Source organism: Jannaschia helgolandensis (genome assembly GCF_900109285.1).
GTDB lineage: Bacteria > Pseudomonadota > Alphaproteobacteria > Rhodobacterales > Rhodobacteraceae > Jannaschia > Jannaschia helgolandensis.
The window spans coordinates 192,767-207,319 of record NZ_FNZQ01000002.1; the positions used below are offsets into that span (position 1 = coordinate 192,767).

At 63.8% G+C, this 14,553-nt stretch carries 14 protein-coding genes; 9 read left to right on the top strand and 5 right to left on the bottom strand.

Going from position 1 to position 14,553, the window contains the following annotated elements; all coding sequences use genetic code 11:
• The first annotated feature begins 32 nt into the window (after positions 1–32).
• The 7 genes from BMY38_RS07940 to BMY38_RS07970 all read left to right on the top strand — a co-directional run bounded on the left by BMY38_RS07940 (position 33) and on the right by BMY38_RS07970 (position 5,731).
• On the top strand, positions 33–254 hold the full coding sequence (locus tag BMY38_RS07940) for a hypothetical protein (RefSeq protein ID WP_092761625.1): 222 nt from the start codon (positions 33–35) through the stop codon (positions 252–254).
• 37 nt (positions 255–291) lie between these two features.
• Complete coding sequence (locus tag BMY38_RS07945; RefSeq protein ID WP_092761627.1) at positions 292–924, top strand: glutathione S-transferase family protein; 633 nt, start codon at positions 292–294, stop codon at positions 922–924.
• 10 nt (positions 925–934) lie between these two features.
• Positions 935–2,149 carry an acetyl-CoA C-acetyltransferase gene (locus BMY38_RS07950; protein WP_092761629.1) on the top strand — a complete coding sequence of 405 codons (1,215 nt, stop codon included), beginning with the start codon at positions 935–937 and terminating at the stop codon, positions 2,147–2,149.
• Positions 2,149–2,454 carry a hypothetical protein gene (locus BMY38_RS07955; RefSeq protein ID WP_092761631.1) on the top strand — a complete coding sequence of 102 codons (306 nt, stop codon included), beginning with the start codon at positions 2,149–2,151 and terminating at the stop codon, positions 2,452–2,454. Before BMY38_RS07950 ends, BMY38_RS07955 begins: the two co-directional genes overlap by 1 nt.
• 121 nt (positions 2,455–2,575) lie before the next feature.
• A complete protein-coding gene (locus BMY38_RS07960; protein ID WP_092761633.1) occupies positions 2,576–3,031 on the top strand; it encodes a hypothetical protein in 456 nt (151 codons plus the stop codon).
• A 46-nt stretch (positions 3,032–3,077) separates the two neighbouring features.
• Positions 3,078–3,500 carry a hypothetical protein gene (locus BMY38_RS07965; protein ID WP_092761635.1) on the top strand — a complete coding sequence of 141 codons (423 nt, stop codon included), beginning with the start codon at positions 3,078–3,080 and terminating at the stop codon, positions 3,498–3,500.
• 41 nt (positions 3,501–3,541) lie between these two features.
• The gene (locus BMY38_RS07970; RefSeq protein WP_092761637.1) at positions 3,542–5,731 is read left to right on the top strand and encodes a 3-hydroxyacyl-CoA dehydrogenase NAD-binding domain-containing protein; all 2,190 of its coding nucleotides are present in this window, start codon (positions 3,542–3,544) and stop codon (positions 5,729–5,731) included.
• A 523-nt stretch (positions 5,732–6,254) separates the two neighbouring features.
• Here the strand turns inward: BMY38_RS07970 and BMY38_RS07975 are convergent.
• The 3 genes from BMY38_RS07975 to BMY38_RS07985 form a co-directional block, all read right to left on the bottom strand.
• On the bottom strand, positions 6,255–6,827 hold the full coding sequence (locus BMY38_RS07975) for a Hint domain-containing protein (RefSeq protein ID WP_092761639.1): 573 nt from the start codon (positions 6,825–6,827) through the stop codon (positions 6,255–6,257).
• Between the two features lie 123 nt (positions 6,828–6,950).
• Positions 6,951–7,601, bottom strand: a complete 651-nt coding sequence (locus tag BMY38_RS07980; RefSeq protein WP_092761641.1) for a sulfotransferase family 2 domain-containing protein — start codon at positions 7,599–7,601, stop codon at positions 6,951–6,953.
• Entirely contained in the window at positions 7,598–8,494 is an 897-nt protein-coding gene (locus tag BMY38_RS07985; RefSeq protein ID WP_092761643.1) for a DMT family transporter, read from the bottom strand. The genes BMY38_RS07980 and BMY38_RS07985 overlap by 4 nt, the downstream gene beginning before the upstream one ends.
• A gap of 81 nt (positions 8,495–8,575) precedes the next feature.
• On the opposite strand from BMY38_RS07985, the gene BMY38_RS07990 reads away from it, so the two are divergent.
• Positions 8,576–10,213, top strand: a complete 1,638-nt coding sequence (locus BMY38_RS07990) for an AMP-binding protein (RefSeq protein WP_092761645.1) — start codon at positions 8,576–8,578, stop codon at positions 10,211–10,213.
• Positions 10,210–11,199, top strand: coding sequence for a M48 family metalloprotease (locus tag BMY38_RS07995; protein ID WP_092761647.1), 990 nt, complete (start codon positions 10,210–10,212; stop codon positions 11,197–11,199). Before BMY38_RS07990 ends, BMY38_RS07995 begins: the two co-directional genes overlap by 4 nt.
• Positions 11,200–11,211: 12 nt before the next feature.
• Here the strand turns inward: BMY38_RS07995 and BMY38_RS08000 are convergent, their stop codons facing one another.
• Complete coding sequence (locus tag BMY38_RS08000; RefSeq protein ID WP_092761649.1) at positions 11,212–13,461, bottom strand: glycosyltransferase family 2 protein; 2,250 nt, start codon at positions 13,459–13,461, stop codon at positions 11,212–11,214.
• Entirely contained in the window at positions 13,458–14,525 is a 1,068-nt protein-coding gene (locus BMY38_RS08005) for a glycosyltransferase family 2 protein (RefSeq protein WP_175495808.1), read from the bottom strand. Before BMY38_RS08005 ends, BMY38_RS08000 begins: the two co-directional genes overlap by 4 nt.
• Positions 14,526–14,553 lie beyond the last annotated feature (28 nt).

Here is a 14,553-nt window from a genome sequence, read left to right on the forward strand (position 1 = left end):
CGCACGCCGGGCCGACCCCGACCGGAGGATACATGCCCCGCCCGCAACGCCTGACCCGACGCTTTCCCGCCCGTATGACCGAGGCGGGATACCGACGTCTCCGCAAATTCGCGGAGGAGGCTGGACTGGACGAAGGTGAAGCGCTGTCGTTCCTGTTCGAGAACTTCGACAGCGTGACGCACCGGGACAATCTGATGCACCGGCTGGACCTGCATCTGGCGATGCTCGCGAAACGCGGCGACACCGGCGCGTAGACACAGACAACGACCGTATTTCGGGAGGGAAGCGCATATGACCATCAAGCTGCATTGCTTCGGCGAGTCGGGGAATTCCTACAAGGCCGCGCTGGCGCTGGAACTGTCCGGGCTGGATTGGGAGCCGGTGTTCGTCGATTTCTTCGGCGGTCAGGCCCGCACACCCGAATGGCGGGCCGAGAACGGCATGGGCGAAGCGCCCGTGCTGGTCGATGACGACATGCGCCTCAGCCAGTCGGGGGCAATCCAGCAGTGGATTACGGACAAGACCGGCAAGTTCGGCGGCACACCCGAGGACCGTTACGAGGTTCTGAGGTGGATCTTGTGGGACAACCACAAACTGTCGAGCCAGGCGGGCATGACCCGGTTCCTGATGAACTTCCTGCCCGAAGACAAACGCCCCGCCGAAGTGATCGCCTTCAGCCAAGGCCGCCTGAAGGCAGCCTATGACGTGCTGAACCGCCATCTTTCGGGGCGCGACTGGATCGTCGGCAAGGGTGTCACCAACGCCGACCTGTCGTGCTGCGGCTACCTCTACTACCCCGAGCCGTTCGGTTTTGATCGCGCCGACTGGCCTAATATCGACGCCTGGCTGGACCGCATCGCCGCCCTGCCCGGCTGGAAATCCCCCTACGACCTGATGCCCGGCCGTCCCTCGGACCGCCAGTAAGGAGTCTCCCATGACCGAAGAAGCCTATATCTACGATGCCATCCGCACCCCCCGTGGCAAGGGCCGAAAGGACGGATCGCTGCATGAGGTCACCGCAGCGCGCCTGTCCGCCGACGTGCTGAACGCACTGAAGGACCGTAACGGGTTCGAAGGCCATGCGGTCGAGGACGTGATCTGGGGCAACGCCACCCAGGTCGCCGAACAGGGCGGATGTCTTGCCCGGACCGCCGTTCTGGCCTCCGATCTGGACCAGCGTATTCCCGGCCTGTCGATCAATCGCTTCTGTGCATCGGGCATGGAGGCCGTGAACCTGGCCGCCAACCAGATCCGCGGCGGGGCCGGTGACGGCTATATCGCGGGCGGTGTGGAATGCATGAGCCGCGTCCCGATGGGCAGCGACGGGGCTGCCATCGCCGTCGATCCATCTATCGCGATGAGCACCTATTTCGTCCCGCAGGGAATTTCGGCTGACATCATAGCCACCGAATATGGCTTTACCCGCGATCAGGCCGATGCCTTCGCCGTCGAGAGCCAGAAGCGCGCCGCCGCCGCGTGGAAGAATGACCGCTTCAAGAAGTCGATCGTTACCGTGCGTGATGTGAACGGCCTGCCCATTCTGGACCACGACGAATACATCCGCGAAGGCACCGACATGCAGTCGCTGGGCGCGCTCAACGCTGCGTTTCAGGCGATGGGCGAGGTCATGCCCGGCTTCGACAAGATCGCCCTGATGAAATACCCGCATCTGGAGCGGATCAATCACATCCACACGGCGGGCAATTCGTCGGGCATCGTCGATGGCGCGGCAGGCGTTTTGATCGGCAATAAGGAATTCGGCGAAAAATGGGGCCTGAAACCCCGCGCCCGCATCCGCGCCACAGCCAAGATCGGCACCGATCCGACCATCATGCTGACCGGTCCGATCCCAGTGACTGAAAAGATCCTGTCGGAGAATGGCTTGACCATCGGCGACATCGACCTGTTCGAAGTCAACGAGGCGTTTTCTTCCGTCGTGCTGCGCTTCATGCAGGCTTTCGATGTCGACCATGACAAGCTGAACGTGAATGGCGGCGCTATCGCCATGGGCCACCCGCTGGGGGCGTCCGGCGCGATCATCATCGGCACCCTGCTGGATGAGTTGGAGCGCGCGGACAAGGAAGTTGGCCTTGCCACCCTGTGCGTGGCGTCCGGCATGGGGGCAGCCACGATCATTGAGCGGGTCTGATGCAGGACGCGCAAGCCATCTATCAGGACCACCTCTACATGGTGTTGATGCCGCAATGGCAGCGGGTCTTCGATAGTGTCTGCGCGTATTTGCATTTTTCCCTGCGGATCGAGACGGCGGATGCTGTGGCTATCATTCAGACGGCTCAGAAAATGCGAAAATCGCTGGAGGCGTTCCATGCGTCGCTGGTGCGTCTGGCCGCGCAGGCCTGTCACCGCGTCTGCTTGTCGGCGGCGGTCGGCCCGCCCCGCCCCCAACACATTGTCGGACGGCATCGCACCTGTAACATGAGGAGTGGGCAATGATGGATCTGGTGCTTGCCGGTGACAGGTGGTGCAGTTCGTGCATCCGGTCCAACCATCGGAACGCTGCCTGTCCTGTCATCAGCCCCGAACGTCACAAAACGTTCGGCAAGGAGGACGGAGGATGACGCAGGCGCACGATATCTATCAGGACTTCCTCGACACGGCCTCGATCGCGCTGTGGAACCGTGACTACACTACCGTCGCCGCAATGTTGTCTTATCCCCACCTGATCCGCCTGCCCGAGACGGACCGCATCATCCAGAATGCCGCCGAACAACAGCTGGACGCGCAGGCGTTCCGGGAAAGCCTCAAGGGCCTGGGCGCGACGGCCTACCACAGGCTGTGCCGTGACGCGCAATTCGACCCTGACGGGCCGGATCGGATTACGGGCGCGCATACAACCTACATCATGCGCGGCGGCAGTTATCTGACCGATCCCTATGAATGCCGGATGTCGCTAATGCGTCAGCCCGATGGACGCTGGCTTGCGGACGCCATCAATGTTTCTGTTCGTAAAAGCGGCATGGCCTACTATCATCCCGACAACATCCGCGCTCGCACCGGGCGCCCGAAATGATTACCAGCACCGCTGCCGCTCTGGACCCGAACTGGAAGAGACCCCGATGAAAGACGCCCTGACCATCTATCAATATCACCTCGACTCCGTATCTCAGCTTATCTGGGACCGCGATTTCGAAGGCGTTACGGCACTCATGACCTATCCGCATGAACTGGCGACCGCGCGCGGTGTCACGGTCGTCGATCGCCCCGAGACGATGGTCGACTGGGCGCGCGAGTTTCGCGCCCACCTCGATCAACTGGGCGCGACTTCGTATCACCGGGTCGCCGTCGCCGCCGCCATCAGCGGCGAGGACGAAAGCGAGATCAGTGGCTTTCACCGCGTCTATGTCCTGTCTGGTGCGACCCATCTGATCGACCCCTACATCAGTGAAGCCACCCTGAAACTCTGCGACGGGGTCTGGCTGGGCAGTGGTGTGCGCGCCGTCCTGCGCAGCACCCGATATCCGGTGGACGACGAAGCCTGACGTTCATCCCCACCTTTCCCCTTTACCGAAAAGAGACCGCCATGACCGATTTCACCCTGACCAAGGACGCCGACGGCATCGCTACCATCACATGGGACGTGGTGGGCAAATCGATGAACGTCCTCAGCCTCGAAGGCTGGGACGATCTGGATGGCTGTGTCACCGACGCGCTGGGCGACGACGCGGTGAAGGGCATCGTCATCACTTCCGGCAAGGACACGTTCGCCGGTGGCATGGATCTGAACGTCATCGCCAAGATGAAGGCAATGTCCGGCGACGATCCGGCGGCGGGCCTGATGGACGGCTTGATGAAATCCCACGCGATCCTGCGCAAGATCGAGCGGGCCAATCTGGACCCCAAGACCAATAAAGGGGGCAAGCCGGTTGCCTGCGTCCTTCCGGGCACAGCGCTCGGTATCGGGTTCGAGATCCCCCTTGCCTGCCACCGCATCTTCGCCGCCGACAACCCCAAGGCCAAGATCGGCCTGCCGGAAATCATGGTCGGGATCTTCCCCGGCATGGGCGGCACGACCCGTCTGGCGCGCAAGATGGGCGCGATGGCCGCTTCGCCGTTCCTGCTGGAAGGCAAGCTCTCCGACCCGAAGAAGGCCAAATCGGCCGGTCTGATCGACGAGGTTTCCTCCGATCCGATGGCCGACGCCCGCGCCTGGGTCCTGTCGGCGACCGATGCCGATATCGTCAAACCGTGGGATGCCAAGGGTTACAAGATGCCCGGCGGCACGCCCTATCACCCGGCAGGCTTCATGACCTTCGTCGGAGCCAGCGCGATGGTGAATGGCAAGACCCAAGGCGCCTTTCCCGCCGCCAAGGCCCTGCTGTCGGCAGTATACGAAGGTGCGCTGGTGCCCTTCGACACGGCGCTTAAGATCGAAGCACGCTGGTTCACCCACGTTCTGATGAACCCCTCGTCCGAGGCGATGATCCGCAGCCTGTTCATTAACAAGGAAGCACTGGAGAAAGGCGCGAACCGGCCCGATGCGCCCGATCAGAAGGTGTCCAAGCTGGGCGTCATCGGTGCGGGCATGATGGGCGCGGGCATCGCCTATGTTTCGGCGAACGCCGGTATCGAAGTCGTATTGATTGACCGCGAACAGGCCGCCGCCGACAAGGGAAAGTCCTATTCCGAAGGCATCCTCGATAAGGGCATCTCTCGTAAGAAGGTGACCGAAGACAAAAAGGCCGAGGTTCTGAGTCGCATCACTGCCACCACGGACCTGAAGGCACTCGAAGGGTGCGACCTGATCGTGGAAGCCGTCTTCGAAGACGTTGACGTCAAGGCCGATATGACAAAAGCGGTCGAAGCAATCGTGGGCAAGGATTGCATCTTCGCCACCAACACCTCCACCCTGCCGATTACCGAACTGGCCAAGGCCAGCGCCCGGCCCGATCAGTTCATCGGCATTCACTTCTTTTCGCCCGTCGACAAGATGCTGCTGGTCGAGATCATCAAGGGCAAGCAGACGGGTGACATCGCCGTGGCCAAGGCGCTCGATTTCGTGCGCCAGATCCGCAAGACCCCGATCGTGGTGAACGATGCACGGTTCTTCTATGCCAACCGCTGCATCATCCCTTATATCAACGAAGGAATCCGCATGGTCGCCGAAGGGGTTTCCCCGTCGCTGATCGAAAACGCGGCCAAGATGCTGGGCTTCCCGCTGGGGCCGCTGCAACTGGTGGACGAGACCTCCATCGATCTGGGCGTCAAGATCGCGGTCGCGACGCGGGCGGCAATGGGCGACGCCTATCCCGATGGCGCGGTGGACGAGGTTCTGTTTGCGTTCAAGGACGCGGGCCGTCTGGGTAAAAAGTCGAATGCGGGCTTCTACGACTACGACGACAAGGGCAAGCGGCAAGGCCTGTGGCAGGAGTTGGGCACGCGCTATCCGGAGGCCGGGGAGCAGCCCGACCTGCATGAGGTTCAGAACCGCCTGATGTTCGCGCAGGTACTGGAGGCGGTTCGCGCTCTGGAAGAAGGCGTACTGGAGGACATTCGCGAAGGCGACGTCGGTGCGATTTTGGGGTGGGGCTTTGCGCCGTGGTCCGGCGGACCGTTCAGCTGGCTCGACATTGTTGGCGCGGCCTGGGCTGCGGATACCTGCGATGCACTGACGGTCAAGTACGGCGACCGTTTCAAGACGCCTTCGATGCTGCGGCGGATGGCCGAAGACGGAACGGCGTTCTATGGCGACACCGCGCAGCAGGCGGCCTGAACGCGTGCATTCCGAACGTGCCGGGGGTTTCACACCCCCGGACCCCCGCGGGATATTTTCACCAAAAGGATGCCGGTTTTAGGTGGCTGTTAAGACTTGTGTGCTTTGATAATCGGGCGGTACAGGCGGGGACGCCGATGACCGTCCAAGGGGAAGCCCCGGCTTCTTCGATCCCCATGGGCAGCCAGTCAAGTCTACTGCTCATCGGGGGTCTTCCTCTTGGTCAAAATATCCCCGCCGGAGGCATCTTGCGAAGGCGAACAGGCCGCGCGGTCAGGCCTCGATTGTTTCCCAACGACCCATGTGTCCGTCCACGGTCCCGCCGTATTTCGCCTGTATGGTTAACCCCTAAGCCCCCCAACTGACTGGGATATGGGAACCGAAACCGACACCTGAAAAGCAACACCCGCGATCAACGCCTTGCTCGCCTGCGCCGTTACGGCGCAGGCGCTGGACCTTCCGTAGGGTTCCCCGGGTCTGACGTTCTCTTCCGGGCACCACGGACGCCGGAACGGACGCAGACCTAGCGCTTCATGACCGGTTCACCCACTGCGTGCATCGCCTGAAAGGCTGCCCGCACCAGGTCGCGGTCCAGTGTCGCGGCCTCTCCCGTGTCGACTTCGCAGGGCACGCCTTCGGCCTCGACCACCGCCGGGAGGCCAAAGGACAGGCCATGGTAGCGCAGGTCGGCAAGGGGCCGTTCGACGATCAGACCGCGCAGGCCGATCAGGTCGCGGACCGGTACAGACACTTCCGCGACGCCGCAGATCCGCGCCAGAGTCTCACCCGACAGCAGAATGCGCTGATCGGGCGACAGGCGCATGGGCCGACTGTTCCCCAGGCTGCCGACCGGAATGCGGACGGGCCAGGCCGACCTGTCGAACGTCCAGTCTGCGCGGGATTTCCGCATCTCGCCCAGACGCGCGATCCGCATCGGTCCGGCACGTGTGATGACGGTATCGCCGACAGCCAGCATCTCGATGCCGCACGGCCCGTCCGGCGTGGACAGCCGGGTGCCCGGCACGAACCGTGGGATGGTTTCGGGCGACCCGGCAATCGGAAAAGCGTCGTGACTGAACAATTTGACGTCTGACATGCGGGTTTCTTTCGTCCCTTGGGTGTTACGGCAGAAGATGTACTGGCAGACACCGATGCGACCCTGCCGCGCTTTGGCCGCCGCCGTGGCGAAACCTAGCGTCGCCTTGATGCCACGGCGAGTTTACGCCGGTTCACCCGGATCGAATGAGTAGGAAAAGGCCGAGATATCCTGCGCGCAGATATCCGCCACACGTTTCTGTGTGGCATCGTCGTAATAGCCGCGCCAATCGCGTATCCGCACCGAACGGTTGGCCATCGGCAGCATCAGGTCGAAGCCAAGCAATGCGCTGAACGGGGCAAGGTCGGTGTCCAGATGCTCCAGCCGAAGAAAGATCGGATCGCGCCCCCCGGCGACGTAGCTGGCATAGGGATTGCGCCGGAATCCCTCGCCGACCTCCGCATCCATCACGAAGTCCGCAAAGCCGGACGTTTTTGCCCGCCCGACCGCCGGATGATCAAAGCTTTGTTCCTTGAGCCAGTGATAGTAGCTGACCATACGATCCCATGGATTGCGCACCAGCGTCACTGGCACCAGGGCGTCCAGAACGCTATCGGGGATCAAACCGCGCACGTCCCGCAACGTGGAATGTTTCCAGAGCCGCCCCGCCGTTTGCGCACCCTTCAACCGGCCCCGGCGACGCCGCGCTTTGGGTGTGTCCCCGATCAGGATGTCGTCGGCCATCGCCCGCGCCTCCAGCGCAAGTGCCATGGCGGTGCCGCCGGTCTTGGGGGCATGGACGAAGGCATATCCCCGGCCCGGTGACAGGATCATGCCGGAACACCCCGCCCGCGCAAGGCGATCAGACTGCCCGCGGCTGCGATAAGAAGCAGCCCGAGCATCGCCGGCACCGACAACACATCGCCCCAGACCAACAGGCCGAACAGCGCCGAGAACCCCAGAACGGAATATTCGAACACCGACACCAGGGACGCCTCGGCCAGTTGATAGCCCCGTGTCAGCAGGACCACGGCGATCAGGCTGCCCAGCGCCTGTACGATGCACCACCACAGGACCTCGGGCGTCGGCCAGACCCATCCGCGCGTCAGGAAATCGGCCCCCTCGCCCCCCGCGACCGCAATGCTGACGATACCCAAAAGACCCCAAAGCCCCATGAAAGCAAATCCACCCAGTGTCAGGGTAAGCGCGTGTTCGTCCGGGCACCATTCGCGCGTGGCAATGGCCGCCATGGCATAGAACAGCCCCGCGGCCAGCGGCACGAATGCGGCAGGTGAAAGGGTCGATACATCCGGCGAAAGAACCATAAGAACACCAGCGAACCCCGTGAAGGCCGCGACGATCCGCACCGGCCCAATCCGCAACCGGAACAGCGCGACCGACAGGATCAGCACGAAGATCGGTGCGGAGAACAGGCCCGCCGCCGCCTGCGCCACGGGCAGGAACCCAAGGGCACCGAAATAGATGAGCAGACCCGTGGCATTGAATGCCGACCGGGCCAACACGCCCCTCCAGCTGACCACCTCCAGCCGTTTGCGAGAGATCGCCAGCCAGGCCAGCGCGATCGTCCAGATCATCACCGACCGCAGCAGATGGAACGTCCAGAGGCTGCTGTCGATGGCGATGACACGGATGAACTGGTCGATCAGCCCGATGATCGCCATCGCCGTCATGATATGTGCGGCCGCAATGAGGGGTCTGTTCTGCATCTCGTCCCTTGTCCTCGGCGGCCCTGTCTGCACACTATCGCGAGCCCGGGGGACAAGGGCAACGGCGCAGGGGGGAAACGCATGGGCTGGCTCAGCGACGAGATGGGACTGGAGCGATGCGCGGCGAACCACGTCGCGCTGACGCCGCTGTCGCACCTGAACCGTGCCGCGCAGATCTGGCCGGGGCGCGAGGCGCTGGTTTACGGCGCATCCCGCTGGACCTATGCGCAATATCGCGACCGCGTGACCCGGCAGGCCGCGATGCTGGCCGCGCGTGGTATCCGCCCCGGTGACGTCGTGGCGACCCTTCTGCCAAATGTCCCCGCGCAGGTCGAAGCCAGCTTTGGCGTGCCTTCCTGCGGGGCCGTCCTGAACACGATCAATACGCGGTTGGATGTGGACACCGTTGCCTACATCCTGTCGCACGGTGGCGCGAAACTGATGCTGGTCGACACGCAATTCCTGTCGCTGGCCGAAGACGCCTGCGCCACGCTCGACACGCCGCCCCTGTTGATCGAGATCGCGGACGACGCTGCGGGTCACCCGGCATCCGGTCGTCATCCGGAATACGAGGATGAACTCGCCCGCGCTGACCCGGCGTTTGACTGGATATTGCCGCAGGACGAGTGGGAAAGCATCGCGCTGAACTACACGTCGGGCACGACGGGGCGGCCCAAGGGCGTCGTCTACCATCATCGCGGCGCCTATCTGATGACCATGGGCACCGTAGTCAGTTGGCGCCTGACCCTCTATCCCCGTCTGCTGGTCGTCGTGCCGCTGTTCCATTGCAATGGCTGGTGTCACAGCTGGATGGTGCCGGTTCTGGGTGGGACCATCGTCTGTCTGCGTGACGTCACCGCACCTGCGATTTTCGACGCATTGGCGGACGAAGGCGTGACCCATTTCGGAGGCGCGCCCATTGTACTGAACGCGCTGGTGAATGCGCCCGACCGCCGGGATTTTACCCAGCATGTCGAAGTCTATACCGCCGGTGCCCCGCCCCCCGCCGCGACGCTGGCGCGGATGGAGTCGCTGGGTTTCAACGTCACCCATGTCTACGGCCTGACCGAAACCTACGGCCACGTCGTCGAGAACGTCTGGCAGCCTGGCGAGTGGGACGCACTGGACCCTGCCGCGAAGGCCGCGCTCAAATCGCGACAGGGGGTCGCTTATCCGATGATGGAACATGTCGATGTGCTGGACGACTCCGGCCGGCCTGTGCCAGCCGATGGCACGACTCAGGGTGAAATCGTGATCCGAGGCAACGCCGTGATGAAAGGCTATCTCAAGAACGCCGATGCCACAGCCGAAGCGTTTGCGGACGGCTGGTTCCATTCCGGCGATCTGGGCGTCAAACACCCCGACGGCTATGTGCAGATCCGCGACCGCGCCAAGGACATCATCATTTCAGGCGGCGAAAACGTCAGTTCGGTCGAGGTCGAAGGCGTGTTGATGCACCACGATGCCGTCTCGCTTTGCGCCGTGGTTGCCGCGGCCGACGATTACTGGGGCGAAGTGCCGCACGCCTTCGTCGAACTGCGCGACGGGGCGGACGTGACCGAGGCGGAGATCATCGCCCACGTCCGTGCACGCCTGGCTGGTTTCAAGACGCCCAAGGCGGTCACCTTCGGGCCATTGCCGAAGACCTCGACCGGCAAGATCCAGAAATACCTGTTGCGCGATCAGGTGCGCGCCGCCCCGGCAGGTCGCCCCGGATGACTGCAATCGACGGACTGGAACGACTGGAATCCCCCGCGCTCTGGCGCCCCGGAGCGGGGCAGCAGCGGCGCGATGTCTACGTTGCCATCGGCAACGCCGAACTGGTCATTCAGGACAGTACCGGAGCGGCCTTGTCGCATTGGTCCCTGCCTGCACTAGTCCGTCGCAATCCGGGCGAGACGCCTGCCCTCTATGGGCCTGCCGCCGCCGATGACGAGGAACTCGAAATCGAGGAGACTGCGATGATCGCCGCCCTCGACCGGGTCATGGCCGCCGTCGAGAAAGGCCGCCAGCGACCGGGGGCGCTGCGGCGACTGATCCTCGGGTTGGTCGCGGGCTTTTTGGTCGGGGTCGCGTTGATCTGGTTGCCAGATACGCTGCGCCGTCAAGCCGAGAATTTCATGCCCGTCGCACAGCGGGCCGAAGTGGGCGACCGGATGCTGGGCGAACTAACCCTTCTGACCGGTGCACCCTGTGGCACGGCGATAGGAAACGAAGCCTTGTCCATCCTGCGACAGCGTATTCTGCCGACCACACCGATCCGGCTGACAGTACTGCGAGATCTGCCGCAACCGGCAATGGCCCTTCCCGGCGGAACAATTGCGATCTCGGACAGTATCCTGGTCACTCAGGACGACCCCGACGTCGCCGCCGGGCATATTCTGGCCGCCGCCATATCGGCCCGACAGCAGGCTCCCCTGTCCCGGTTCCTGAAACAGATGGGCTTCATCGACCTGCTGCGGCTTCTGATGAAGGGGCAGATCACCGACCGGGCGATCACCGAACATGTCGAGGGCTTGTTGCTCGCGCCCGAACGCAGCCTTTCGGTCGAGATACTGCGCCCGGGTTTCGACATGGCGCGCCTGGCATGGGGACCCTATGCCACGGCCGTGGGCCTGCCCCGTGGCGACGTCCCGCCATCGCGGATGCCCCCGGCGCTGGACGATCCAAGCTGGCAGGCGCTGCGCGAAATCTGCAATGGCTAGCCTGTCACGCGTTCAATGCGCCGTCTCGTCCACATCTCCCACGGTGAAGAAGAAATCCCCGGCCACGTCGGCGTCCAAAACTTGGTCGGGCACGCAATCCGGCCCCGCCAGAAACACGTTCGCTCCGAAATGTCCGTGCATCCGGCTGAGCCGTTGCATCCGCCGCCCGGTGATCTCAGCATAGAATGCGGCGAAGGCATCCCCGTTCCGCAATTCCGCGATCCGTTTGCGGTGTGCCGCGACACAGGCCTCATGCTGCGCCGCCACGCCGGGCAGCGCTTTCAACGCCGCCATCTCCGCCTCCAGCGCGGGTAACATCCGTTGAATCGACCGATCCTGCTCCGCATTGTTGTTCATTCGAAACCAGTACCCAAGTCCCTGATCGCGCTCGACGTGATTCACGCGACCCCGGTCGCGTTTGACAAGAAAGCTTTCGGCATCCCGCACGGCATAGTGGTTCAGCGTCACCAGATCGTATCCATAGGTATCCAGCGACGACCTCCATCCGGTCCGCAGCATGTCCTTGGGCATCGGCTGTCCCGACCCGTTGACCCAGGAAATCTCTTCCCACAAGCCGGGTTTCAGGCCCTTGGGACGATGCACCCCCATCTTGCGATAGATGCCGTTGTTGCGGAACAACGTCTTGAACCCCCAGGCCTGATGCGGTTTGCGGATCAGTTGCGGCGCACAGCGATCGAACCTTGCGGGCGTCGGCGCATCCTCGAAATCGTGCAGGTCCGAGTTGCCGAACAGACGCCATGTCATCGAAATCATGTTCGCGTCGCCGACCGCTGCATAGAGGTCGCGCAGATGGCCGTTCCCGGCATGAATGTTGATGAACTCGTCCACATCCATGCAGATCGCCCATCCGGCACGGGCCATGATCGGCTCTGCCTCGGCGGCCTCCAAAGCGGCATGCTGGGGCTTCATATCCGTGGCTCGGAACGGATTTTCGCGATGCGCGACGATGCCCTGATCCTGTAACAGGTCCAGAAGCGTGTCGGTCCCGTCCGAGCAGTCGTTCGTATAGACAAGAAAATCATCGACCCCGATTGCACGATGATAGGCGATCCATTCCAGAACGAACGGCCCTTCGTTCTTCATGCAGGTCACGATGGCCGTCCGACCGGGTACCGACGCCGCAACCCCGATGGCACCCGACCTCTCGGACACCGGAGGCAGGATCGGGTCGTGACCGAAACCATTGCGGGCCAGCGCCAGCAGGTCGTCGTCCACCACCAGCCCGGCCTTGGGGGCCAGTGGCGCGTCGGCGTCATTCTCGGGGGTCTTGGCCGCCATCGCACGATAGAAAAACGCCACATCGCGCGCGCCAGGCTTCAACCCGCCGACGCGCACCAGACGAAACGGCGCATCCCTAGGCAAGCGCGCAGGTGCCGCGACCCAGCGCCGGTTGCCACCCGGATTGTCGAACTGGTCGCAGATATGATCGCCGAATGTCGCAGCCTGCCCCTTGCGCACGCGCCACGGGTATATCCGCCGCCCGATCAGCGCGACCACGCCCAGATCGGACCCGTCGATCAGGTCGAAAGCGCGGCGCCCCGGCGGCGCGGGGGACAACATGTCCGACACGTCCAGAAAGGCCACAGCGCGCGCATCGGTCAGGAACCGCCAGCGCAACGCCTCCCAGACGATCATCGCCGCCATCGGTGCGGTCCACGGATCGGTTTCGGGTACCGCCATCCGGTCCTTGCCGGGCGCGTCCGGGGCCTGAAGCGGATGCCGTTCGCTGATCGCGTCATGGCCCAGGGGCACGGGACTGCTGACCACGACCACCCGTGTCAGACCCGCCACGGGCGCGGTCTCCAGCAACATGTCCAGCGCCGGTGCCAGCCCTTTTTCGCCCGGTCGCACCCGGTCGAGGATCAGCGCGGCATCAGCCCCCTGCGTCGCGACATGATGGCGCAGCCAGTCGCGCACCAGTTCAGGTGTCTCGCCATTGCGGGCCCCCATCAGGACGCGCGCGCCCGTGAATAATCCAGGCTCGGGTGCGGCGACGTCAATCCTGGCCGCGATCCCCCGCACCGGCAACGCGGCCCGGCCCTTGCCCGACCAGTCGCAGCGCACCATCAGCGACGAATTGACCGAAATCGCCTGTTGCGGCACCACCTTGCCCTGCCGCCCTATCTGGTTCGGATCGGTTCCGGCAGCGAAAAATACCCGCAGGCCCTCGGCATCGCCAATCGCGTCCAGCACGGTGACGCCTTCGATCACCTGCCCGTTCAAAACCCGCGTTTCGATCATCTGCCCGCCTCCTGCGCGCGGGCATAGAGGTCCAGAAGGCTGCGGCCAAGGGCGGGTGCGGGGGCGCGACTGCCCGCTGCCAGCACCAACCTGCCGCACAAACGCGCGCCGTCGGGCGTGGCCAGAATGCGCGAAAGCTCCGCGTCATGCCATGCCCGTGCCGCCGCCTCGGCCATTGCGACGCCAGGCATGTCGCGCAGGCGCGCTGTCTCCGCCATCATGGCAGGCAGTTGGGAAGCGATCATATTGCAGCGCGTCTCGTTGAAATTGCGTTCCACCCAATATTCCAGATCGACCGGCTTGCCGACGTGGTTCGGCAGGCCCCTGTCCCGCTTGACCAGAAATTCATGAACGGACCGTGTAGAATAATGGTTCAGTTGTGCAATACGCCCGTCCGGCACCTGCCCGCCGCGCCACAGCAGGATGCGTTTCGCGGCCTGCGCAAGTGCGTCGTTCCGCGCGCCGGTATCGTCATACAGGACCGGGGGCGCGGACTGGCGCGGGCGGTGGATGCCGAAACCGGTGAACGGGCCGTCACGCCGGAACAGCGTCTTGAAGAACGACGCCAGCGCCGGATAGGCCACGCCCGCGGGGGCGGCGCGGTCGAACCGCTCCGGTGTGCTGCCCTGCCCCGGCTCCAGCCGTCCGGCACAGCCGAATAACCGCCACGGCAGCACGATGGCCTGTGCGTCGGGCATTCGGGCGACAAGGTCCGGCAAGGTCGCGGGCCCGTCCAGCGCAATGAATTCATCCGGGTCCAGATGCGCCAGCCAATCCGCGTCGCGGCAGGCCGGATGATCCCATGCCGCGGCCATAGCGCGCCACTGCGGCGCAGGGTTCGACCCTAGAATGTCGCCCTGCGGCATATGAACCACCCCTGCGGGTGCCAGTGCATCCAGCAACGCGCCGGTCCCGTCGCGGCAATCGTTTGTGAAGGCGAGGATTTGCCCGACACCCAAAGCCCGCAGGTGGGCGATCCATTCAACCGCGAACGGTCCTTCATCGCGCAGGCAAGTGACAACGGTAATCGTCGGTAGGGGGTGTTGGATCGGGGATTCGGTCATGTTGCTCCTGACGGGTAAATCCGCGGCA

Bases quoted from the DNA above. Each gene is read 5' to 3' on its own strand.
- BMY38_RS08005 (WP_175495808.1), bottom strand. From the start codon at position 14,525: ATGACCGAATCCCCGATCCAACACCCCCTACCGACGATTACCGTTGTC.
- BMY38_RS07970 (WP_092761637.1), top strand. From the start codon at position 3,542: ATGACCGATTTCACCCTGACCAAGGACGCCGACGGCATCGCTACCATC.
- BMY38_RS07990 (WP_092761645.1), top strand. From the start codon at position 8,576: ATGGGCTGGCTCAGCGACGAGATGGGACTGGAGCGATGCGCGGCGAAC.
- BMY38_RS07985 (WP_092761643.1), bottom strand. From the start codon at position 8,494: ATGCAGAACAGACCCCTCATTGCGGCCGCACATATCATGACGGCGATG.
- BMY38_RS07965 (WP_092761635.1), top strand. From the start codon at position 3,078: ATGAAAGACGCCCTGACCATCTATCAATATCACCTCGACTCCGTATCT.
- BMY38_RS07960 (WP_092761633.1), top strand. From the start codon at position 2,576: ATGACGCAGGCGCACGATATCTATCAGGACTTCCTCGACACGGCCTCG.
- BMY38_RS07975 (WP_092761639.1), bottom strand. From the start codon at position 6,827: ATGTCAGACGTCAAATTGTTCAGTCACGACGCTTTTCCGATTGCCGGG.
- BMY38_RS07955 (WP_092761631.1), top strand. From the start codon at position 2,149: ATGCAGGACGCGCAAGCCATCTATCAGGACCACCTCTACATGGTGTTG.
- BMY38_RS07980 (WP_092761641.1), bottom strand. From the start codon at position 7,601: ATGATCCTGTCACCGGGCCGGGGATATGCCTTCGTCCATGCCCCCAAG.
- BMY38_RS08000 (WP_092761649.1), bottom strand. From the start codon at position 13,461: ATGATCGAAACGCGGGTTTTGAACGGGCAGGTGATCGAAGGCGTCACC.
- BMY38_RS07945 (WP_092761627.1), top strand. From the start codon at position 292: ATGACCATCAAGCTGCATTGCTTCGGCGAGTCGGGGAATTCCTACAAG.
- BMY38_RS07950 (WP_092761629.1), top strand. From the start codon at position 935: ATGACCGAAGAAGCCTATATCTACGATGCCATCCGCACCCCCCGTGGC.
- BMY38_RS07995 (WP_092761647.1), top strand. From the start codon at position 10,210: ATGACTGCAATCGACGGACTGGAACGACTGGAATCCCCCGCGCTCTGG.
- BMY38_RS07940 (WP_092761625.1), top strand. From the start codon at position 33: ATGCCCCGCCCGCAACGCCTGACCCGACGCTTTCCCGCCCGTATGACC.